Here is a 21,538-nt window from a genome sequence, read left to right as displayed (position 1 = left end):
GAACCGGATTAGAATCCCGATTTTTATGTTCCCGCACTACCTTTTCCTCTTCAGGATTGGCGCCATGCGGGCACAAGCGTTTTGAAGAGGCCAACAGATGTCCAAGGTATGTCAGGTAACCGGTAAGCGTCCGGTCACCGGAAACAATGTATCCCACGCTAAGAACCGCACCAAGCGTCGCTTTGTGCCGAACCTGCACAGCCACCGTTTCTGGGTTGAATCCGAGAAGCGTTTTGTGAAGCTGCGTGTTTCCGCGAAAGGCATGCGCGTTATCGATAAGAAAGGTATCGACGCTGTGCTGACTGAGCTGCGCGCCCGCGGCGAAAAAGTGTAACGGCTGTAGCCCAGCTAATAGATTGGAGATAGAGCAATGCGTGAGAAGATTCGTCTGAATTCCAGCGCCGGTACTGGCCATTTCTACACCACTACCAAAAACAAGCGCAACATGCCTGAGAAAATGGAGATCAAAAAGTACGATCCCGTTGTACGCAAGCATGTAATGTACAAGGAAGGCAAAATTAAATAATTGCCTACCGCTACTGTACAAAAAGCCCGGTTCTAACCGGGCTTTTTTGTGCGTATTGGAAATTGAGCAGCCAGTTTACACAGGGTAACTCCAGAAGATGCCAGAGCTCCCAGAAGTAGAAACCACTCTCAGAGGCCTGCAACCTCACCTGGAGGGGCATAAAATTCGCTCCGCAAAAGTGCGCCAGCACCAGTTGCGCTGGCCCGTGGAAGCAGACTTTGAGCGCCGTGTCCGCAATGCCCGGATACTGAAGCTGGAGCGCCGCGCCAAGTACCTGCTGGTGCACACCGATAAAGGCTGCGCTATCTGGCACCTGGGGATGTCTGGCAGCCTGCGAATGGTCGAGGCTGCACAGGCACCGGAAAAGCATGATCATATCGACTGGCGCCTGGATAGTGGTCTCACACTGCGTTACCGCGACCCGCGCCGTTTTGGTGCCCTACTGTGGACAGTGGCGGACCCACTGGCCCACGACTTACTCAGCCATTTGGGCCCAGAGCCTCTCTCGGAAGAATTTAGTGGTGACTATCTGTTCGAGGCTTCGCGCAAGCGCAAGCAGTCTGTCAAAACCTTCGTCATGGATGGCCGTATCGTTGTGGGGGTGGGTAATATTTACGCCAGTGAATCTCTTTTCCTGGCGGGCATTCGCCCAGATCGACAGGCCGGTTCTATTTCCAAAGCCCGATACCAGCGCTTGGCTGAGTCCATAAAGCAGGTTCTCAGTCAGGCAATCGCCCAAGGTGGGACTACCTTGCGGGACTTTATTGGCGGCGATGGAAAACCTGGCTATTTCGCCCAACAGCTAAATGTTTATGGCCGTGCGGGTGAGTCCTGTCCCTCTTGCGGCCGAGCAGTCAAAGATATGGTTTTGGGCCAGAGAAATACCTTTTTCTGCTCTAGCTGCCAACGTTAAATCGCATCCTTCTGGCAGCTTTAGGCAATACTAATATCATCGTATTGCCGATAAGGAGCTGCTTAGTGGTCATGATATTGCCTTTTCTTACGGTCACCCTGTCGATTTGGGCCGTTTGGAATGGTCGTCGCCGCTCTGCAATGGGCTGGTGGTTGTTGACCTTGCTGATCTTCATTATGTGGTGTGGATATCATATGACGCGAGCACTGTCGCTGTCTTTCTAGGGACCGTGCCCATGATGGTGTTTATGGTCAGAAGGCTGGATAGCTTGGCGCTGTTAGCGGTAAGCATAATCCTATGGATTGCCTTGATCATGGAGTTGGTATCTCACCAACACCCCTGCCCTCTCTGTCTCTTACAACGTGTTGCCTTTGCCATGATTGGCATGGGATTGATGTTGAACCTGCGCTTTAGTATTCGTGCAGAGCATTACGGCGTTGTTATTCTTTCGTGTCTGGCCGGTCTGGCTGCTGCTGTCAGGCAGGTATTGCTGCATATCACCCCTGGCGATCCAGGGTTTGGCAGCCCAGTATTTGGCTTACATTTATACACTTGGTCTGCGCTGATTTTCTTTGTCTTACTGATCTACTGTGGCGTTGCATTAATGTTTGGCTTTAAGCGGCGAAGTTTTGCCACGAGAGAGTTTACTTTGATTGAAAAGTGCATTGCCATCTCGTTCTTCACTGTCGTGTTGGCCAATTTAGTCGCGGTTCTCCTCGAGTGCGGTCTGGGTCCCTGCACCAGTGGGTCATTTGGGTATCACTGGTTGTGGTCTCGAGGTTAGGCACACAAATGTGTCCGAGCTTTCTACACTTTTCCTGATAAGACCCGAGTCCCGGGGAATTGCGGAAAACTGTGAGGAGTCCCTATGCGTCTGGCCTGCCTGCTCATTTCACTATTGTTAATTGCTTGTGAACGAGCTGAATCCCCCTCGCCGGCCACCAGTGTTGAAACCGCCCAGCACGTTTTAAGGAATGCGTATATCTATACCGTCGACCCGGCCCGCAGTGTTGCCTCGGCAATGGCTATCCGCGATGGGCGCATTGTTTATGTGGGTACAGATCGGGGGGCAGAAGCCCTTGTAGGAGAGGGAACAAAGGTCACTGATCTCAGTGGAAAAATGGTATTGCCCGGTTTTATTCAGCAAATACCTGATGTTGGTATCAGTGACAGTTTGGATTTATCCACATATAAAACTGTAGAGGGGTATGAGAATAGCGTTCGTAAATTTATTCAGGCCAACCCCGAGAAGCAGCTTGTCGTTGGCAGCGGCTGGCGTCATGTCATTTTTGCACCACACAGACCACATAAAGCAATACTGGATCAAATAAATGATTTGATCCCCATTATTCTTTTCTCAGAAGATGGCGCCAGTGTATGGACTAACTCTGAAGGTATTGCCGCAGCTGGGATTGATATGGAGTCTAATTTTTCTGAGGGCGGTAGAATCGAAAAAGATGAAGATGGTCTTCCCATCGGTATTTTTCATGGTCGTGAAGCGGTGGAGGTTTTTTCCCGTCTGATACCCGTAAATAATGAGGGTGAAAAACCAACTCGAAGTTTTTCAGAGATTAAGAATATTGCGGCCCAGAGAGGCGTAACTACTTTTTTTCAGGCTGTAATGCCGCTCAATGATTTAAATAAGTATCTCAGCGCCTTCGATCGCCCACTATCGTCAGAGAAATTGAGTTTGCGTATCCGAGCATCCTTTGAAATAGCGATGGATGTCACTGGTAAGAAACTTAGAGAATTGCAGAAGGTTGCAGAAAAATATTCCGGTGATGATTTCAAGATCAATTCGGTCAGCTTGAAAGCTGACAAGGTAGGTTTAGGTGATCAACGTGATTCAGGCCTATCGAGTGAACTTATTTCCGAGATAATTACTCGTGCTAATTCACATAATTTCCAGTTTTACCTGGATGCTAAGAGTAATAAAGAGTTGGCAGCTCTACAAAAGCTCATACAGATATCCCTGGATGGTGGCAGGGAGTTGGGATTGCGTAACACCCTGCTTAATATTAGTTCGGATAATGCTGGGGGTGTATTGTCAGCTGATAAGGAAAAACCGATTTTATTGCTGTCAGTAGCAGCGCGCTCAAAAGTTTCTCCAGATGATAAAAGTTACTTAACTGAAAGTCGAAAATCTAATACAGAGCCTCGTCATATAGCCGTGGTTATGGACTCGGGATATGTTGCCGGGCGAGAGGTGTCACCAATCCAGAACATCCATGCTGGAGTCAGTAACCAGATATCATTGGAGACAATGATTGAAATGTTCACTTTTACCGGTGCTGTTACGAATCACCTGGAGCAGGATACTGGTAGTTTGGAGGTGGGAAAGTGGGCGGACTTTATTGTTTTGGACAAAAACCTGTTTTTAATTCCGCAGCGAGATATTGGTAGTGTCCGGGTGATACAGACTTATTACAAAGGTCAGAAAGTCTATGACCGCAGGCGCTAAGGAGAGGAAGAAACCGAGGGGCAGTGCGCCCCTCGGTTGATCAATGTTAACGCCCTTGGGCGCTGCCCTCGCGGCGGGGGTCGGCTCCCCCGTACAGCTTGTTATTTTGCAAAGCGATGGCATGGATACCACTGTTGAGGCCCCTTTCGACAACCTCGTGCCCACGGGCTTCGAGTTTCTCGATAGTATCGGGGCTGAAAAAGCCGGGCTCCAATTCGACCCTCTTACCGATTGCACCGATATTTCCCGCAGAAATCGCTTCGGCAATCGGCATATTCAAGCCCAGGTGGTAGAGAATGGTGCGCGCGGTGTAGTCAATAATTCGTGAGCCGCCGGGGGAACCCACCAGAAGGCGCATGCTGCCATCTTTGTTGAAAACGATGGTGGGGGACATGGAAGAGCGCGGTCTCTTGCGCGCTTGAATGCGGTTGGCCACCCGCTCCCCACTACTGTTTTTTGGAGTGAAGGAAAAATCGGTGAGCTGGTTGTTGAGCAGGAAGCCCTTCACCATCAGGCGCGACCCGAAGCCGGTTTCAATACTGGTCGTCATACTGACACCATTACCGTAGCGGTCGACAATCACTAAATGACTGGTGTTGGGCAACTCTGGCGACTGGGCCATCACCCGCTTCACCCCGAGTTCGGCTGGGGTACCCGGAGTCGCAGCTGTGGCGGAGTCCGGGTCGATTAACTGCGCGCGGCGAGCCAAATAATCCCTGGACACCAGTGATTTACTGGGTACTTGGACAAAGTCGGAATCACCGGAGTAGGTGTTGCGATCGGCAAATGCCAGTTCCGAAGCTTCGATAAATAAGTGGGTGAGCAGATCACTGCCAGGCTCGAAGCGCTCCAGTGGGAATTGTTGCAGCATGCCCAGAATGCCGCCTACTGTGGTACCTCCGGACGACGGGGCATCCGCACCGCACACACGATATTCGAGAAACTCCGAACACAGGGGCTGGCGCTCCTTGGCCCGGTAGCTAACCATATCTTCGAGGCTCAGGAGCCCAGGGTTGGCACTGTCATAGCGCACAGCTTTGACGATAGCCTTGGCAATGTCGCCGTGATAGAAGGCATCCGCACCGCCCTGGGCAATTGCCTCCAGAGTTTCCGCGTAAGCTGGATTTTTCAAGTTGTGACCCACCGGCAGGGGCTTGCCATCACTGTTGAAGAAGTAGCTGGCAATTTCCGGTCGAGCAGCCACCTTCGGCATGCGCAGTAACAGCTGGTGAAGGCGCGGTGATATCTGAAAGCCGGATTTGGCCAGGTGTATGGCCGGCTGAAATAACTGCTCCCAGGGTAACTTGCCATCGCGCTCGTGAGCCATTTCCAGCATTCGCACAACACCGGGAACGCCGACCGAGTAGCCGCCGATTACAGACTCAAAAAATGAACGCGGCTTGTTGTCGCGGATAAAGTAATTTTCGTCTACCTGAGAGGGGGCTGTCTCGCGCCCGTCGTAGTACTTGAGCTTCTTTGCCGCAGCGTCATAGCTGAGCATAAATGCGCCGCCACCAATCCCGGAGGATTGTGGTTCTACCAATCCCAATACCATCTGAGCGGCAATGGCGGCGTCCACAGCGCTGCCGCCCCGGGCGAGAATCTGTTCGGCAGCCCGGCTGGCATGGGGGTTGGCAGTGACTGCCATATAGAAGTTGGCCGTTGAGGACTTAACGGCAGTGCGACCGGTATCAAACTCCGGTTGTGGTTCATCGGCAAAAGCGAAAGCGGGACTCAGAACCAGTGCAAAGGCGGCGAGAAAGTTGCGCACGTAACACTCCGCGGATTGTGGATAAATCCGCTCGAGTGTATCAGAAATAGCCAGATTCAGGCTTAACGAAATTTCTCTTCCAGCGCGCTTTGTACAGCAGCCGGAACAAACTTGGTGACATCGCCGCCCAGGGAGGCAATTTCACGTACTAAAGAGGATGAAATGTAGGACAAATGTTCTGCCGGTGTCAGGAACAAGCTTTCCATATTGGGCGCTAACTGGCGGTTCATATTGGCCAGCTGGAACTCGTATTCAAAGTCGGACACCGCGCGCAGACCGCGCAGTACGCCATAAGCATCTACCTGGCGCACCAGGTCGGCGAGCAGGATATCGAACCCAATGACTTCGACATTGGGCAGGTGACCGAGAACTTTTTGTGAAAGTTCTACCCGCTCCTCTAAGGTGAACAGGGGGTTTTTGCGATTGCTGGCAGCCACAGCCACGATAACGTGGTCAAACAAGCGGCATGCGCGCTCCACCAAGTCCAAGTGACCATTGGTGATGGGATCGAAGGTTCCGGGATAGACGACTTTTTTCATACGCCAAGGCTTAAATGCGGGCCGAATGGGATGCGAATGGTAAACAATTTACGGCTAAGGTCAAAACCGAATCTTTTTATTCTTCCCTAACCTGCCGGGCCAGCGCGACGAAACAAGCGCATACACACCTGTCCCGCACGTTTTTCTTTTTCCTGTTCCCAGCCAGGTATTGATGCAATCACTGTGTCTCGCGGTGTTTCCACATAGATTAATGCATCCTGCGAAAGATGGCCGGACAGGGCGCCTAGAGTTGCCTGCCAAAGATTGTCGGCAAAAGGGGGATCGATAAATACGAGGTCGTATTTACTTCCATTACTTCCGAGGAACTCTTCTGCACTACAGTTATGGACTTTGGCTTCCCGGGCGTTTAACTGTTTTAACTGTTCCGCCAGGGTTCGCGCAGCGCGAGTATTCAGCTCGACAAAATCTACCGAGCCGGCGCCTCGGGATAGCGCCTCCAGACCCAGGGCTCCTGAACCGGCAAAGAGGTCCAGGCAGCGGGCGTCGGGCAGGTAGAACTGTAGCCAGTTAAACAGAACCTCCCGCAGTCGGTCGCCGGTAGGTCTCAAGCCCTCCACTGGGGCAAACTGTAATTTTCGCCCGCGCCACTGTCCGCCAATGATGCGTAACTGTGAAAGGTTTTGCGGGCTTTGCTTTCGGGATGAACTTCTGGCCAAGGTAACTCTCTACTGGGGGCTTAGCGATGCTAAGATTAGCGTCTTTCTGCAAGCGGTACATCCGGACATACGAATGATTTTTGACTTCCTGCGCAAAAAGAAGAAGCGCAAGCCCGAACAAAGTGAGCCCCAGCAATCCCAGGCGGAGGTCACTGCTGCGTCTGAAGAGGAATCATCGGCGCAGAGCCCAGAGCCTTCAGCGCTAGAGAAAGAGTCCTCAGCGCTGGACAAAACGCCCTCAGACATAGAGGAAAAGTCGCCTGCCCAGGGAGAAACTTCCGCTCTGGAGGAGGCAAAGGTCCCTATCGATGAACCCACTGCCCCAGCTTCTGCCCCCCAAGAGGAAAGTGCCGGCTGGGCGCAGCATACTGATGTGGCGGGCGAGCCGGAGGCCGTTGTCGAAGCCCCCCAGGTGGTTGCAGCAGCAGAGCCTGTAATAAAAGAAGAGGCCGAGAAGCCAGCTCCGATTCAACCCGAGCCAGCTCCAAAACCCAGAGCCAAAGAGCAGCTGAAACCGGAAGCCAAAAAGAAAGAGGGCTTCTTTGCGCGTATTCGCCGCGGCCTCAGCCGCACCAGCAACCAGTTTGTCGAGGGGATGGGAAACCTGTTCCTCGGGGCCAAGGAGATCGATGAAGATCTGCTGGAAGAACTTGAAACACAGCTGTTAATGGCAGATGTGGGAGTTGAGGCCACCAGCGAGATCGTCGAGCGCCTGACCGAACGGGTGTCCCGTCGGGAACTGGCCGATGGCGATGCACTTTACAAGGCATTGCAGCAGGAGCTGGCTGACTTACTCGATAGTGTTGATGCTCCCCTGGAAATCGATATCAGCAAAAAGCCTTACGTCATCCTGGTAGTGGGCGTAAACGGTGTGGGTAAAACCACAACAATCGGCAAGCTGGCTCACCGCTTTCTCGGTGAAGGCAAGTCGGTGATGTTGGCTGCCGGTGATACATTCCGTGCCGCAGCCGTTGAGCAGCTACAGGTTTGGGGGCAGCGCCACGATGTACCGGTTGTAGCGCAGCATACCGGTGCCGATAGTGCGTCAGTTATTTTCGATGCGGTTCAGTCTGCCCAGGCGCGCGGCGTCGATGTGGTAATTGCCGATACCGCCGGGCGCCTGCACACCAAATCCAACTTGATGGAGGAGTTGTCCAAGGTGCGCCGGGTGATGGGCAAACTGGACCCCAGCGCGCCCCACGAGGTGCTATTGGTTCTGGATGCTGGCACTGGCCAAAATGCGATTAACCAGGCCTCTCAGTTCCGTGAGGCGGCCGGCGTTACTGGCTTGGTGCTGACCAAATTGGATGGTACTGCCAAAGGCGGCGTTATCTTTGCCCTGGCTCGCCGTTTCGGCATCCCGGTGCGTTTTATCGGTGTGGGTGAGCAGGCGGAAGATCTACAGCCATTCCGCGCTCGTGAGTTCGTATCCGCCCTGTTTGGCCGCGATAAGGCCTGATAATTCGCCTAGGAAATAACAAGAACAACAGAAGCCGTGATCACTTTCGATAATGTGAACAAGCGTTACGCATCGGGGCAGGATGCCCTGGTGCGAGTCAGCCTGGAAATCCCCCGTGGCGATATGGTGTTTCTCACCGGTCACTCCGGTGCGGGTAAAAGTACTTTGCTGAGACTCCTGACCGCGATTGAACGCCCTACTAAGGGCAGTATTCTTGTCGCCGGACAGAATCTCAACCGCCTGCGCAATGGCCAGATCCCCTACTACCGTCGCAACCTGGGTATTGTCTTCCAGAATCACCAGCTGCTATTCGACCGAAGCGTTTTTGACAATATTGCCCTGCCCTTGTCTGTTGCTGGTTGCAATAAGCGCGAGGTGGGGCGTCGGGTTCGCGCAGCCCTGGATAAGGTCGGCTTGCTGCATAAGGAAAAGCAAAATCCCATTATGTTGTCTGGTGGTGAGCAGCAGCGGGTTGGGATTGCCCGCGCAGTCGTCAACAAGCCCGCGATACTGGTTGCCGATGAGCCCACCGGCAACCTGGACCCAACACTCTCGCAGGAAATCATGCAGTTGTTCGCCGACTTTAACGCTGTGGGGGTTACGGTGCTGGTGGCGAGCCACGACTTGGAGCTGATTGCACGGATGCGCCGACGGGTATTGACCCTACAGGCTGGCCAATTGATTTACGACGGAGTTCCGAGCCGTGAAGTACACCCAAGCTAAAGCGCAACGGCAGGCCAACCCTGCCGCAGACAAGCGTGTGCGCAGCACCGGCGCTGTTGTTGCGCAAACAGGGTTGGGCGATCGATGGAATAGCTGGTTGGGGCATCACCGTGAGATGGCTGCCGACTCTGTCAGTCGATTTTTTAGCGCACCCATGGCCAGTGCAATGACGGCGCTGGTGATTGCTATTGCCCTGGCCCTGCCGGCGGCATTGCAATTGGGATTGTTGAATTTCCAGCGCGCGGTGGCTGGTTGGGATGGGCAGCCACAAATTTCTGTTTTTCTACACAAAGATGCGAGACAGGCTGCGGTTAATTCCCTGGCCGACAAATTGCGCAGTGACCCCGCTATCGCGGAGGTAACTTATGTCTCCCCGGAAGATGCACTGGCAGAGTTTGAACAGGCCTCGGGGCTTGGGGATGTATTGGTTGGCCTGGATGCCAACCCCCTGCCGGCAGTACTGTTGCTGCGGCCAAGGGATGCGAAGGACGGCGATAAACTTCAGGCTTTGGTGGAGAATCTGAGAGCCCAGGCACTGACGGATTCAGTGGTCTTGGATCTCGCCTGGGTCCAGCGCCTCGCCCAGATCACCGAACTGGGACAGTGTCTCTCCGCAGGTCTAGCCCTGTTATTGGCGCTGGGAGTGGTATTGGTGGTGATCAATACCATACGACTGCATATCGAAAGTCGTCGGGAGGAGATCCTGGTAGTAAAGCTCGTTGGCGGCACTAATGCGTTTGTGCGACGGCCGTTCCTTTACAGTGGCATTTGTTATGGACTATTTGGCGGGCTGTTGGCGTGGCTGTTGCTTGCAGGTGGTGTGGCTATGTTGTCTGGTCCAGTTGAGAGTCTGTCATCAAGTTATGGCAGTAGCTTCGAACTGAGAGGGCCGGGCGCCAGTTACTTCTTTCAATTAACTTTGGGGGCCTCCTCTCTGGGCCTATTAGGGGCTTGGCTTGCGGTAGCGCGACACACTCGCAAGATAGAACCCCGCTGACCGTTCAGTCTGATCAAGAAGGGTAAAGTGTTCTGGCAAAGGGAACCTGAGGCGTAAAAAGCCCCTCTAATTCCGCGAAATACAACAGAATACGGTAGTTGTTGGCGGGCTTTCTTATCTGCCCGTGCAAGTGCTACACTGAGTCCAGCTTGTCGCCGGATACAGTATCCGCCGGCAGCGGCCGGTAAGATCGGCCGACTAATAATGACAGGAGAGACCTGAATGGGAACCAGCCTACAGCCAGTGCATACGCTGTCTCCGGGCGCCAACCTGGGAGCTTATATCCAGACCGTCAGTGGTTTTGACGTACTGACCGCTGAACAGGAAAAGCACCTGGCAGAAGACCTCTATTACCGCGAAAATCTCGATGCTGCACGCCAGCTGGTCATGTCACACCTACGCTTTGTAGTGCATATCGCCAAATCTTATTCCGGCTACGGGCTCAATGAAGCCGACCTGATTCAGGAAGGTAATGTCGGTTTGATGAAGGCCGTCAAACGCTTCAATCCCGAAAAGGGAGTGCGCCTGGTATCCTTTGCGGTACATTGGATTAAAGCTGAAATCCACGAATTTATCCTGCGCAACTGGCGTATTGTCAAAATTGCCACCACCAAGGCGCAGCGCAAATTATTCTTCAACCTGCGCGGTCAGAAGAAAAAACTCGCCTGGTTGACCAATGCAGAAGCTAAAGCCGTCGCCAAAGACCTGAATGTGGATGTTACCCAGGTCCATGAAATGGAAGGCCGCCTGGCTGCACACGATGCGGCTTTTGATGCGGGTGTCGATGACGATGACGATACCGCCTGGCAGGCACCGGCTCACTACCTGGAAGACCGCAGTTTTGATCCGGCCGCCCAGCTTGAGCGGGATAACTGGCAGGAAACCAACTTGACCAGCCTCGCCAGTGCCATGGCACAACTGGATGATCGCAGCCGCGATATTATTCAGGCCCGCTGGCTCAGTGAGGAGAAATCCACATTGCATGAGTTGGCTGATAAGTATGGTGTTTCCGCTGAGCGAATTCGCCAGCTGGAAAAAAATGCCATGAAGAAAGTGCGTGCTGCTATGGAAGCCTAAATCGGCATTCTGGTACACGGGTAGAAAACCGCGCAGTAGCGCGGTTTTTTTTGTCCCGCCTGTTACAGGCATACCTGTCACCACTGGGTAAAACAAAAAGGGAAGGTAATGGCCAAACTCTATCTGCTGCTGTGCGCATTCTTTGGCGCTAGTGGTGTGGCTCTGGGGGCGTTTGGGGCTCACGGCCTGCGCGGTAAAGTGGCAGAGAACCTGTTAGAGGCCTATAAAACCGGAGTCCAGTACCAGATGATCCATGCCCTGGCGCTGTTTGGTGTGGTACTGCTAATGCAAAACTGGGGAAACCGATTATCGCTGACCCTGAGCGGTGCTCTTTTTACTTTCGGTATTATCTTTTTCTCCGGCAGTCTCTATGCCCTGGCACTGGGAGGCCCCCGATGGTTAGGTCCAATCACTCCTCTCGGTGGGCTGATGATGATTGTCGGTTGGCTAGTCCTGTTTTTTGCCGCATTTAATTTCTCTAAGTAGCCACCTTTACTGGGCTTACACTCAGTTACCGAGCCCGAACAAAACATCAAGATATAAACCGTTTCGCATAAGAGGTCGCGAACAATGCAAGACGAATCTGCGGAAGATTTTCCCTACCGCACAGAATTTAAGAAGAAATCTATCCGCAGCTATGTGATTCGCGCGGGGCGAATGACAGAGGGGCAGCGCAATGCCTTTGACAATTATTGGGGGCAGTTTGGGCTCTCCCTATTTGATGGACCTCTGGATCGCCAACAGGTCTTTGGCCGCGAGGCGCCACTGGCGTTAGAGATCGGTTTCGGTATGGGGGATTCCCTGCTGGCCATGGCTGAAGCCGAGCCAGATAAGGATTTTATTGGTATTGAAGTACACCCGCCGGGGGTTGGCCGGTTGATCAATAATGCCGGCAAGGCAGGTATCAAGAACCTGCGTGTTTACATGGCCGATGCGGTCGATGTCCTAAACGATTGTATTGCCGATGGGAGCCTGGATCGTTTCCAGCTGTACTTCCCTGACCCCTGGCACAAGAAGAAACACCACAAGCGCCGGATAGTGCAGCCGGAATTTGTTCGCCTGATTTGCAGCAAGTTAAAAACTGGCGGTCTTATGCATATGGCGACAGACTGGGAGAATTATGCCGAGCATATGCTGGAAGTATTGCAGGGTGAAAACCTGCTAGAAAATACCGCCAGTGAGGGTGATTATGTTGCCCGGCCAGAATGGCGCCCAGAGACCAAGTTTGAGCGTCGAGGGCAGAGACTGGGGCACGGTGTTTGGGATCTGGTATACCGCAGGTTACCTGGTGAAGCGCTGCCGCTAACTACCACTGACGTAGATGCGTCAACTGTTGAAGAGTCCAAAGGCGAATAATTCGCACTGACGATCGATGTTTGCCACCGGTGCTAACATGGCACCAGTGGCATGCAACAGCCCACCTCTATTGTTAGAAAAACTCATTCCAGTTTTTCTTGGCGGCTTCCCATCGGCGCTTGTCTTCTACAACATTCAGGTTGCGGATGGTGTTACTGTCATAGGACATCCAGTCCGACAGTTCAATATTATTTTGGGTGCCCGCAAAATAACGCATGCGAAAGCGGCGAATAAATTGGTTGGGAATAGCCATAAAGGCAACTTCACGTCCCTGGGTGACAGTGGAAACCTCTACGCATTGGTGGTTTCTTTTATCGAGCTCATAGATAAAACCGGTAGTGGCTAAGTCACCCTCATTTGTTCCATGCACAAAATAATACCTTTTTGGGCAATAAGTTTTGTTGTGCCAGGCAAAGCGCGCAACAATATTTGCATTGGTAGTGGTTGAGATGACTTGGTTAGATGCTCCGGTACCCAGGTGCGGATCAAAGCGGCCATTTTGATTCATCCAGGGAAAGAATCCCCCGGCTTGCCACAGCTTCTGTGGTGGGCGGGTATCGCCACGGTATAACAGCGTTGTCACTGTGTGCAGATTAAAACCACTGCGGCTAAATCGGTAATTAAATAGTGAGAAAGGGACGTCCAAATGGGCTTCGATGTTGGATATTGCTCTCCTCTCAGAGCTGAAAGCTTCACTGGCCTGTCGATACCAGCAGTAAGCTCCACCGAGTAAAGCTAAAACGGCATCTTTACGGCGTGTTATTCCATCGCTATCGAGTAGCTTGGTGGGTGTGGAGGGATCAAATCCAGTAAGCCAGGTATATAGGGTTTCCACTAGTACTTTGGCGACACGGGTAATCCTTCCATAATCATTTGTTTGAATTTGTACTGCCTGGCTTACTAATTGGTCGATCCGGGTTAGTCCATCACTACTGCGCTTGTGATACCACTTACTATTGCTATTGGAATTATTTTGGAAGTCCTGTGCGTACTCACGGATACTTTTGGGGACATAGCAGGTGGTTTGTATGTTTTGTGGGTGAACCAAGTTCCTAACATAGTTATCGATATTGGGTGCCAGCAAGGGTTAACTCTCCTGTCTTTATTACTGTTTTTCGCCACTAGCCGTCTATGCTTCTAGTGGTGCTGTGATTATCGAATTTTATTTCCAATAAGAACCGGATTCAGGAAGCATCGCGAAAACAAAACCGAATTATTTTTATTAATGGATATTGATGTTAATAATAATTTGGGGGGTTGATCAAGGAAGGAATCTTGGTGTTTCTAATGAGAAGGCGTGACCCTCTGCTTTCATTTCTCTATAGCCTGCCGTTTATCTTACTCTTTACAGTTTCTGAAGTCCGCGCTGATTTTGTTGGAACTTTAAACCTCTATGTTAATGGGGGTAAGCATTGGTTTGATGGTGACCGCCTACAGGGCACGCCATTTCGCGGTTTTGAAATGCGAGATACCTCAGGTGTCGGTGCCGGTTTTGGCTTTAACATGACAAATCATTGGGCGATGGAAGGGGTTGTCGACTATTTCGTCGTGAGTGTTGCGGATACGCCCGAGAAAGTAGATGTGTATAACTACCGCATAGATCTCCTATATCAATTTGGAGGGCAGTTCTGCGGTAATTTTTGTTGGCAGCCTTATGTCGCGTTTGGCCTGGGTGAAATGCGTATTAATTACGACCGGCGCTACCGTAAAAAACACTGGCATCCAGATGACCCAAAGTATGTCTATGATCCGGATCATCCCTACGACCCATACTATCCCTATCCTTGGGATTGTCGTAAGAAATTCTATGTCCCAGAGGATCGGCCAGACGGCCATCATTATCCCTACCCGCCTTACCATTGTGACTGGCATGACCGGCAGAATATGGTGAATGTGGGAATGGGAATTAAATATCACCTGGGGCCCCGCTGGCAGGCCCGCGCAGATATACGGCTTTTCCAGGGGGTCGAAGAAGGTGGTGTCGATGGTTTTGCCAGCTTGGCGGTCGGCTATCAATGGCTTGAATATCCGGATTTTTGGTATGACGAAGATGCTGATGGTGTTATTGATGCCACTGATCAATGTCCGCAGACCCCAGTGGGAATCGATGTGCAATTAGATGGCTGCCCGCTGGATACAGATTTTGATGGTGTACCCAGCTATATCGATCAATGCCCAAATACACCGATTGGTATTGCAGTGGATGAATACGGTTGCATTCGTTAAGGACAACTAAAATAGACTTCTTCAGCGGACGGCAGAAAGGTTCTGAAGCCCGCTGAAGATATTGTTTAAAATGATCTTCTATAAAATTACTCGCCGCGAATTTCTTCGAGCTTCTCAGAAATTTCCAGCCATTCCATTTCCAGCTCTTCCATTAATTCCTGCTGCTCCGACTGCTCTTTATTAAGTCGAGCTATTTCCTCCTGCTGGCCGCCGCTATATAGCGTTTCATCGGCAAGTTTTTCCTGTACTGCGGCCAATGCTTTTTCTGCCGTAGCCATCTGTCGCTCAATATTCTTGAGTTTGTTGGTCAGGGGTTTCAGTTGTTCGCGTAGAGCGGCGGCGGCGCGCCTTTGGGCCTTCTTATCCTCAGGGGCTTTTTCCTCTGTGCTTGTAACAGTGGAGGCGCTCTCTTCTTTGCGTTTCTTTTCCCGATTAAAGCCGAGCTGCCACTGTTTGTAGTCATCAAGGTCACCGCTATAGGGTTCGGCGCGGCCATTGGCCACCAGAATAAATTCGTCGGCAGTATTGGCCAGTAGATGACGATCGTGGGAAACCAATATGACGGCACCGGGAAACTCCGCCAACGCCAGGGTCAGGGCGTGGCGCATTTCCAAATCAAGGTGGTTTGTCGGTTCATCGAGAAGCAACAGGTTAGGTTTTTGCCAGGCCAGTAGTGCCAGGGCTAAACGGGCTTTTTCACCGCCGGAAAAGCCCCCTACCGTTTCGAAAACCCGATCGCCGATAAAACCGTAGCCGCCGAGAAAATCCCGCAGCGATTGCTCCGAGGCATCGGGGCTCAGCCTTTGCAGGTGCAGCAATGGGGAACCGTTGCTATCCAGTGCTTCCAGCTGATGCTGGGCGAAGTAGCCGATGGCCAAGTGTTCGCCACATTGGCGCTCGCCTCTGAGGGGGGCGAGTGTGCCAGCCAGGGTTTTGATTAGAGAGGACTTGCCCGCACCATTGGGGCCGAGCAGGCCGATACGGCGTCCCGGTTGAATGCCCAGCTGAACGTTCTTCACCACTATTTTTTCGGCATAGCCAATATCCGCCTCGCGCAGGTCGATTAACGGATTAGAGGTTTTCTCTGAGGATGGCAAAGTAAAATGAAAAGGGGAATCCACATGGGCTGGGGCAATCAGAGCCATCCGGTCCAGGGCTTTCAGGCGGCTTTGTGCCTGCTTGGCCTTGCTCGCTTTGGCGCGAAAGCGCCGCACAAAGTCTTCCATATGTGCGCGTTCGGCCTGCTGTTTTTCAAACTGTATTTGCTGCTGGGCCAGGCGCTCAGCGCGAGCGCGCTCGAAGGCACTGTAATTGCCGCTGTACAAGACCAGTTTTTGCTGTTCAAAACTGACAATGCCGTCGACCACTGCATCGAGAAAGTCGCGGTCGTGGGAAATAATCAGCAGGGTACCGGGGAAGCGTTGCAGCCACTGTTCCAGCCAAAGGGTGGCATCCAGATCCAAGTGGTTGGTGGGCTCGTCCAATAGCATAAGATCTGCGGGGCACATCAGGGCGCGGCCCAAATTGAGGCGAATACGCCAGCCACCTGAGAAGCTGCGAACGGGGCGCTGTTGCTCTTCGTGGGAAAAGCCGAGCCCGTCGAGGAGTTGCGCGGCGCGCGCCGGGCCACTATAGCCATCAATACTGGCCATGCGCTCGTGCAGTTCTGCCAGTTTGTGACCGTCGGTATCGCCGCTCGCTTCGGCCTCTGCCAGTTGCTTTTGCAATAGCCGCAACTCGCTATCGCCGTCTAAAACGTAATCCAGTGCTGACTGCTCACTAGCTTCTACCTCTTGAGCCATATGGGAGATACGCCAGGTGCTGGGGAGGTCTACCCGCCCTGCATCGGTTTCCAGTTGTCCAAGCAGCAGTTTGAACAGAGTTGACTTGCCACAGCCGTTGGCACCGATAATTCCGACTTTGTGGCCGGGGAAGATTCTGCAATCTGCGCTGTCAAGCAAGTCGCGCTCACCTCGGTGCAGAGAAACCCCTTGTAAATTGATCACTGGAAAAACCTCATATGAATAGGCCGATGAATGCTAGGCTATTGAACAGACCCGGACTCCACAGAGACTGGGGCACTATGCCGATCAGCAAAGGGTCGGGATTTTAACGTGACAAATACTTCACCTCCATCTTCCCCCAAGGAAAACCCCCTCTGGCAGTTCAGCTTGGACTTTTATGCCTATCAGGATGTTGAGAAGTTCCTACTCGACTGCCAAGACAGAAATGGCGCTGACGTGTGTCTTCTGCTGTGGGCAAGCTATACAGCCGTTTGTGGCAAGGAAATCAGTGAAGAGGGATGGAGAGTCGCAGATCGAGGCGTTGCGCCGCGCAGGCGAATGATTCGCAGTGTGCGACACCTGCGTCGTTGGTTGGGGAGTTTGCGCCCCCATACCCAGCGGGCCTACGCACTGTGTAAACGCTATGAATTGAAGCTGGAGCAGTTACAGTTGGCTGCGCTGTGGAAAATTTATGCTGAGGACTGGCCGGGGGATCGTTCTGCACTGGAGCTAGCATCCCAGCAATATGGTTTGCAGCAAAAAGATCAGGCCCGCTGGGCGGGCCTGATCGAAAGCTACTTGGCTCACAGGGGGGCAGCGGGTTAAGCCACTGTTACACCCCTCTGGGCACTGTACTTTTCTGGGGTCGCCGGTAATACAGTCGTGAAAAGTACAGAGCTCAATTAAGCAGCACCGTATTTGGCTGCGAGGAGTCCCGAGACTACTCGCCGCTGGGTTGCTCCGAAGAAAACAGGCTGTTTGCCGGAGTGCTAGGAGTAATCGTTGCTGCTGGGCGCGGAGTATCCATAGGTTTCTGCTGCTCAGCTGGAGCCATGGTTTTTGAATCGTCTTTGGGCTTCTCTACGGTTTCTGGCTTGCTGGCAGCCTTCACCTTCGGAGTTTCCACGCTTGGCTTGACTGTTGCAGGCTTGGCTTCCGTAGAGGGTTTGCTCGCCGCTGGTTTTTTGGCAGCAGTAGTTTTAGCTGGAGCTTTCTTCGCTGAAGTTTTTTTCTCGGCAGTAGAAGCTTTCTTGGCTGGCGCTTTTTTCGCAGCAGTGGAGGCTTTCTTTGCGGGAGTTTTCTTTACTGCTTTAGTGGCAGCGGCGGTTTTTGCCGGCGCTTTCTTGGCACTAGTTTTCTTTTCTGTGGCTTTTTTTGCCACTGTCTTTTTCGCTGTTTTGGTGGTGTTGGTAGTGCTTGCTTTAGTGCGGCTCTTTGCTGCGGTTGCTTTAGGAGCGGCTACTTTTTTTGAGGTGGTAGCTTTACGGGCTTTTGGCTTGGATTTGTTCAGCAGTTTTTCTGCTTTTACACCGGCCTTACGTACAGCTTCGGCAGCTTTCAGCTCGGCTTTTGCCTGGGACTCAGTACCCTTTGCTTCGGCGTGTGATGCCTTTGCTTGCTGGAGTACTTCGTTATGCTTTTCTACATTGGCCTTGGCGGTTTCTACACGTTTTTGAGTGGCAGCTGTCTTTCGTGTCTTGGCTGCAGTTCTAGCGTCTACTAGTTTGGTTTTCGCTTTAGCTAATTTTTCTTTTGCGGAAGTCAGTGCTTTTCCGGCTTTTAAAACACTTTTGCCGGCATCGGTAACTTTCTTGTTGCGGGCTTTGTCCAGCTTGACGGTTAGCTTGGAAATTTGTGCTTCCAGTTCTGCGACTGAATTGACAGCTCTTTGTTTGGCAGCCATGAGTAAATGTCCTGACGTTTATTATCAATTGGAACATCCGGACAGTGTACGGATCAGATCTATATGTAATAGACATATTTAAATCGAGGATCTGAACACTGTAAATTGTTCTGAAACTGAAAAGCACCTCAAACAGTCCGGAACAATAACCGGCGACTGGTCGATAATAGCGCTGTTTTTAAAAAAAATGTATGCCGTAAGCAGCGAAAATAGTGCTGTAAATGTATTTTTTTCTCGCTGGTCCCTGGAACCTTAAGGTGGAATGTGGTGTCCTGCACAGTGTGCGCGTCATCGGTATGCACTTGCAGTCGCCTTAGGTTAGACTTGAGCGGACTGGCGGAAAAGGTGCGCCTGGAGGCTAAGGGCCGAATCAGGATTACTTGATAAGCCGCCGCAGGCATTGACCCAGGGTCAAGCGCGAATCATTCAACGCAATACGGACAAAGAGACAACACCCATGAATAAATACCCTTTGGCTGCAGCAATTGCCCTTGGCCTGGCGCTGACCGGCTGTAACGAACAGGGATCTAAGCAGGAAAAAGAAGTTGCCCTGGACACCCAGGAGAAGAAGGTCAGCTACATCATTGCCGAAGATATGGCGAAGCGCCTTGAAGCTCAGGATGTGAAATTAGATCCCCAAGTGGTGATGATGGCTCTTAAGGATGTCTCCAGCGGCCATGAATCCCGTTTGACTGAAGAAGAAAAGCAGCAAACTATCGCCGCCTTCCAAGAGCAAATGCAGAAGAAGCAGCAGGAAATGCTGGCTCAGCAAGAGAAAGAATTCAAAGAGACTGCTGATAAAAACCTGCAGGAAGGAAAAGCCTTCCTCGAAGAGAATGCCAAGAAAGATGGTGTTGTTACCACTGATTCCGGTCTGCAGTACAAAGTGATTACTGAGGGTTCCGGCGGCCAGCCCAGTGAGAACAGCACTGTTGAAGTGGACTACAAGGGTACCCTGATTAATGGTGAAGAGTTTGATAGCTCTTACGCCCGTGGTGAGCCGGTCCAGTTCCCGGTTAATGGTGTTATCAAGGGTTGGACCGAAGCGTTGCAACTGATGAAAGAGGGTTCCAAGTGGGAGCTTTACATCCCCTCCGAGCTGGCATATGGCCCGGGTGGTGCAGGCGGTAAGATCGGCCCTAACGCAACGCTGATTTTTGAAGTGGAGCTGCACAAAGCCAATGTTGGCAAGGAAGATGGCGCCGAGAAAAAAGAAGAGAAAAAAGAAGAGAAAAAAGAAGAGAAAAAAGAAGAGCCCAAAAGCGAGTAAATAAATTTACTACTTTGGATTCAATAAAGGCGCCCAATGGGCGCCTTTATTTTTTACCTTGAAAAATCAACAGCAAAAATATTCGATTAAAGGCGCCGGCTTCCCATCGCCTTTACAGTGATGAATTCAGTTTTTTAGACCAGCTGGTTTTTATGGGCTGTGTGCAAAAGTGCGATCATTCGATCTTCGGAACTAAAGCGGGTTTCCAGTGCTTCCCCCAGCTGTGACAAATCTGGGTTCAGGCTGGATAGATCGTCGGTTTCCTGGTACTTATCATTGAAATCGACAGCGACATCAGTGGTCACATCAATATCCCGATAGAGTTCCCGCGCTTGTTGCAGCCCCTGTTTATCATCAAAAGCCTGGCCTTCAAGTATGAGCTGTTCGTATACCTCAAAGTGTCCCGCAGAGACGTAGTCCACTAGCAACTGGCAAAGATGACGAACACCGTTCTCGGTCTCCGAATCCCCATCGTTAAATTCTTTTTTCTCAGATAGATGGTAGTAACTTACCAGCAGGATTTGTCGGGACTGTAGCCAGCGGTCAATGATTTCACTGACGCCACCCCAGCGCTCGCGCGCAGATTTACAATTTTCCAGCATCTCCAAGAATCCTTTGGTTACTGTTGCCGTGATAGCCAGCTTTATTGCTGATCCCGAAGGCCCTAAGAAGATAGGAGATTCCCCCGCCGACGGCAAGGTGCAGAGTGTGATCTACGCCAGAATACAACGATGCCTGCGGCGATCTTTGGTGGAGCAAATCTAGGGTGTTTTATCCTCTGATAATGAGCGGCAAAATCAGCGCGGTGAGCGTACCGCAGGTACCCATGGCCAATGCTGCACAGGCGCCGCACAGGGCGCTGATTTCTAATGCTCGTGCGGTCCCCACCGCGTGGGCATTGATGCCGAGTACGATACCGACAATGCGCTCATCGTGAATATTGAGCCTACTCATTAGAGCTGGGCCAGCGATAGCACCGACCACCCCGGTCAAGACCACAATAGCTGCAGTGAGGCTGAGAGAAGCGTGGATTGTTTCCGCCAGGGCCAATGCGATGGGTGTGGTAATAGATTTGCCGCTCAACGCCAGTAGTACTGACTTGCCCGCGCCAAATACCAAGGCGATTAATACCGCTATAACTGGGGCCAAAATCGCACCCACAAAAATAGTGACAAGTAGCGGCCAGCCGGCTTTGCGGATAATCACTAGATTTTGTTTGAGAGGGACAGCCAGGGCAACAACTGCTGGCCCTAGCAAGCTGTACAGTAATGCACTGGAGCCCTGGTAACTCTCATAGGGGATATGGAGAACACTCAATGTTATTGCGGTCAAAATGCTAGCGCTGATGATAGGGTGCAGCAGAACAGTCTTGTAGCGCCGGTAAAGGGTAACGCCGACAAGAAAAGCTATGACATTCAAGGGCAATACAAAGATTGGGCTCGCCAGAAATTCATTCACTCTCTATTACCCCCAGAGCGAATCAGCAATTTCTTTAGTAGCTGTGCGCAAATAGCGATACTGATCAGTGTGCCAATCACAATAGCGGCGATTAAGGCTAGCCAGTCGGATAGAGTCAGGCCCTGGAAAAAAAATACCCCGACAGCCGCCGGTAGCAATAACAGCGGCAATAGGTAAAGCAGTTGTGAGCTGACTTTGGCAAGGCCTGCGGGAGCCCCACCATTGAACACGAGAATCACCAGTAGCATCAGCATCCCTATGACAGATCCCGGAATGGGTAGTGACAGGCTTGAGCTGGTGAAATTGCCCAGCCAGGTACAGGCAACCAGAATGGCAGCTCCCCCCAGCCAGCGGAGTATGTTGTGCAGCGTGGATTTTGACATGTAGGAAATGGCGGC

Annotated in this window: 24 protein-coding genes; 15 read left to right on the top strand and 9 right to left on the bottom strand. The window is 51.9% G+C overall.

Going from position 1 to position 21,538, the window contains the following annotated elements:
* The first annotated feature begins 97 nt into the window (after window positions 1-97).
* From rpmB to ACG1BZ_RS22840, 6 genes are all read left to right on the top strand, one after another.
* Window positions 98-334, top strand: coding sequence for a 50S ribosomal protein L28 (rpmB, locus tag ACG1BZ_RS22865; protein WP_020413982.1), 237 nt, complete (start codon window positions 98-100; stop codon window positions 332-334).
* A 36-nt stretch (window positions 335-370) separates the two neighbouring features.
* Window positions 371-526: a 50S ribosomal protein L33 gene (rpmG, locus tag ACG1BZ_RS22860; RefSeq protein WP_020413983.1), complete on the top strand. Its 156-nt coding sequence runs from the start codon at window positions 371-373 to the stop codon at window positions 524-526.
* Window positions 527-623: 97 nt separating this feature from the next.
* Complete coding sequence (mutM, locus tag ACG1BZ_RS22855) at window positions 624-1,439, top strand: bifunctional DNA-formamidopyrimidine glycosylase/DNA-(apurinic or apyrimidinic site) lyase (protein ID WP_413663817.1); 816 nt, start codon at window positions 624-626, stop codon at window positions 1,437-1,439.
* A 71-nt stretch (window positions 1,440-1,510) separates the two neighbouring features.
* Window positions 1,511-1,663, top strand: coding sequence for a DUF5993 family protein (locus ACG1BZ_RS22850; RefSeq protein ID WP_282934619.1), 153 nt, complete (start codon window positions 1,511-1,513; stop codon window positions 1,661-1,663).
* 11 nt (window positions 1,664-1,674) lie between these two features.
* Window positions 1,675-2,223, top strand: coding sequence for a disulfide bond formation protein B (locus ACG1BZ_RS22845; protein ID WP_413663816.1), 549 nt, complete (start codon window positions 1,675-1,677; stop codon window positions 2,221-2,223).
* 84 nt (window positions 2,224-2,307) lie between these two features.
* Window positions 2,308-3,900, top strand: a complete 1,593-nt coding sequence (locus ACG1BZ_RS22840; RefSeq protein ID WP_413663815.1) for an amidohydrolase — start codon at window positions 2,308-2,310, stop codon at window positions 3,898-3,900.
* A 46-nt stretch (window positions 3,901-3,946) separates the two neighbouring features.
* Here ACG1BZ_RS22840 and ggt read toward each other — a convergent pair whose 3' ends face one another.
* The 3 genes from ggt to rsmD all read right to left on the bottom strand — a co-directional run bounded on the left by ggt (window position 3,947) and on the right by rsmD (window position 6,887).
* Window positions 3,947-5,671 carry a gamma-glutamyltransferase gene (ggt, locus tag ACG1BZ_RS22835; protein WP_413663814.1) on the bottom strand — a complete coding sequence of 575 codons (1,725 nt, stop codon included), beginning with the start codon at window positions 5,669-5,671 and terminating at the stop codon, window positions 3,947-3,949.
* 62 nt (window positions 5,672-5,733) lie between these two features.
* On the bottom strand, window positions 5,734-6,210 hold the full coding sequence (coaD, locus tag ACG1BZ_RS22830; RefSeq protein ID WP_282930647.1) for a pantetheine-phosphate adenylyltransferase: 477 nt from the start codon (window positions 6,208-6,210) through the stop codon (window positions 5,734-5,736).
* 86 nt (window positions 6,211-6,296) lie between these two features.
* Window positions 6,297-6,887, bottom strand: coding sequence for a 16S rRNA (guanine(966)-N(2))-methyltransferase RsmD (gene rsmD, locus ACG1BZ_RS22825; protein WP_413663813.1), 591 nt, complete (start codon window positions 6,885-6,887; stop codon window positions 6,297-6,299).
* Window positions 6,888-7,395: 508 nt separating this feature from the next.
* Between rsmD and ftsY the strand changes: the two genes are divergently transcribed.
* The 6 genes from ftsY to trmB all read left to right on the top strand — a co-directional run bounded on the left by ftsY (window position 7,396) and on the right by trmB (window position 12,499).
* A complete protein-coding gene (gene ftsY, locus ACG1BZ_RS22820; RefSeq protein ID WP_282934620.1) occupies window positions 7,396-8,346 on the top strand; it encodes a signal recognition particle-docking protein FtsY in 951 nt (316 codons plus the stop codon).
* Window positions 8,347-8,382: 36 nt separating this feature from the next.
* Window positions 8,383-9,069 carry a cell division ATP-binding protein FtsE gene (ftsE, locus tag ACG1BZ_RS22815; RefSeq protein ID WP_282930649.1) on the top strand — a complete coding sequence of 229 codons (687 nt, stop codon included), beginning with the start codon at window positions 8,383-8,385 and terminating at the stop codon, window positions 9,067-9,069.
* Complete coding sequence (gene ftsX, locus ACG1BZ_RS22810; RefSeq protein ID WP_413663812.1) at window positions 9,050-10,066, top strand: permease-like cell division protein FtsX; 1,017 nt, start codon at window positions 9,050-9,052, stop codon at window positions 10,064-10,066. Before ftsE ends, ftsX begins: the two co-directional genes overlap by 20 nt.
* Before the next feature lie 222 nt (window positions 10,067-10,288).
* A complete protein-coding gene (rpoH, locus tag ACG1BZ_RS22805; protein ID WP_282930650.1) occupies window positions 10,289-11,143 on the top strand; it encodes an RNA polymerase sigma factor RpoH in 855 nt (284 codons plus the stop codon).
* A gap of 108 nt (window positions 11,144-11,251) precedes the next feature.
* Window positions 11,252-11,629 carry a DUF423 domain-containing protein gene (locus ACG1BZ_RS22800; RefSeq protein ID WP_413663811.1) on the top strand — a complete coding sequence of 126 codons (378 nt, stop codon included), beginning with the start codon at window positions 11,252-11,254 and terminating at the stop codon, window positions 11,627-11,629.
* An 84-nt stretch (window positions 11,630-11,713) separates the two neighbouring features.
* Window positions 11,714-12,499, top strand: a complete 786-nt coding sequence (gene trmB, locus ACG1BZ_RS22795) for a tRNA (guanosine(46)-N7)-methyltransferase TrmB (RefSeq protein ID WP_413663810.1) — start codon at window positions 11,714-11,716, stop codon at window positions 12,497-12,499.
* Between the two features lie 73 nt (window positions 12,500-12,572).
* Here trmB and ACG1BZ_RS22790 read toward each other — a convergent pair whose 3' ends face one another.
* On the bottom strand, window positions 12,573-13,583 hold the full coding sequence (locus tag ACG1BZ_RS22790; protein WP_413663809.1) for a hypothetical protein: 1,011 nt from the start codon (window positions 13,581-13,583) through the stop codon (window positions 12,573-12,575).
* A 203-nt stretch (window positions 13,584-13,786) separates the two neighbouring features.
* Between ACG1BZ_RS22790 and ACG1BZ_RS22785 the strand changes: the two genes are divergently transcribed.
* Complete coding sequence (locus ACG1BZ_RS22785) at window positions 13,787-14,725, top strand: outer membrane beta-barrel protein (RefSeq protein WP_282930654.1); 939 nt, start codon at window positions 13,787-13,789, stop codon at window positions 14,723-14,725.
* Between the two features lie 86 nt (window positions 14,726-14,811).
* Here the strand turns inward: ACG1BZ_RS22785 and ACG1BZ_RS22780 are convergent, their stop codons facing one another.
* Complete coding sequence (locus tag ACG1BZ_RS22780) at window positions 14,812-16,731, bottom strand: ABC-F family ATP-binding cassette domain-containing protein (RefSeq protein WP_413663808.1); 1,920 nt, start codon at window positions 16,729-16,731, stop codon at window positions 14,812-14,814.
* 108 nt (window positions 16,732-16,839) lie between these two features.
* Here ACG1BZ_RS22780 and ACG1BZ_RS22775 point away from each other — a divergent pair, with 108 nt between their 5' ends.
* Window positions 16,840-17,334, top strand: a complete 495-nt coding sequence (locus ACG1BZ_RS22775) for a TIGR02444 family protein (protein WP_413663807.1) — start codon at window positions 16,840-16,842, stop codon at window positions 17,332-17,334.
* A 115-nt stretch (window positions 17,335-17,449) separates the two neighbouring features.
* On the opposite strand, the gene ACG1BZ_RS22770 is transcribed toward ACG1BZ_RS22775, so the two are convergent.
* On the bottom strand, window positions 17,450-18,412 hold the full coding sequence (locus ACG1BZ_RS22770) for a histidine kinase (protein WP_413663806.1): 963 nt from the start codon (window positions 18,410-18,412) through the stop codon (window positions 17,450-17,452).
* 457 nt (window positions 18,413-18,869) lie between these two features.
* Between ACG1BZ_RS22770 and ACG1BZ_RS22765 the strand changes: the two genes are divergently transcribed.
* Window positions 18,870-19,682 carry an FKBP-type peptidyl-prolyl cis-trans isomerase gene (locus tag ACG1BZ_RS22765; RefSeq protein ID WP_413663805.1) on the top strand — a complete coding sequence of 271 codons (813 nt, stop codon included), beginning with the start codon at window positions 18,870-18,872 and terminating at the stop codon, window positions 19,680-19,682.
* Between the two features lie 134 nt (window positions 19,683-19,816).
* On the opposite strand, the gene rsd is transcribed toward ACG1BZ_RS22765, so the two are convergent.
* From rsd to ACG1BZ_RS22750, 3 genes are all read right to left on the bottom strand, one after another.
* Entirely contained in the window at window positions 19,817-20,284 is a 468-nt protein-coding gene (rsd, locus tag ACG1BZ_RS22760) for a sigma D regulator (RefSeq protein ID WP_413663804.1), read from the bottom strand.
* Window positions 20,285-20,453: 169 nt separating this feature from the next.
* On the bottom strand, window positions 20,454-21,140 hold the full coding sequence (locus tag ACG1BZ_RS22755; RefSeq protein WP_413663803.1) for an LrgB family protein: 687 nt from the start codon (window positions 21,138-21,140) through the stop codon (window positions 20,454-20,456).
* Window positions 21,137-21,523 carry a CidA/LrgA family protein gene (locus ACG1BZ_RS22750; RefSeq protein ID WP_413663802.1) on the bottom strand — a complete coding sequence of 129 codons (387 nt, stop codon included), beginning with the start codon at window positions 21,521-21,523 and terminating at the stop codon, window positions 21,137-21,139. The genes ACG1BZ_RS22755 and ACG1BZ_RS22750 overlap by 4 nt, the downstream gene beginning before the upstream one ends.
* Between the last annotated feature and the right edge of the window lie 15 nt (window positions 21,524-21,538).

The sequence above is a fragment of the Microbulbifer sp. CNSA002 genome (assembly GCF_047324085.1).
GTDB lineage: Bacteria > Pseudomonadota > Gammaproteobacteria > Pseudomonadales > Cellvibrionaceae > Microbulbifer.
Note: the sequence above shows the minus strand (reverse complement) of the source record. Positions and strands in the feature narration are given on the sequence as shown.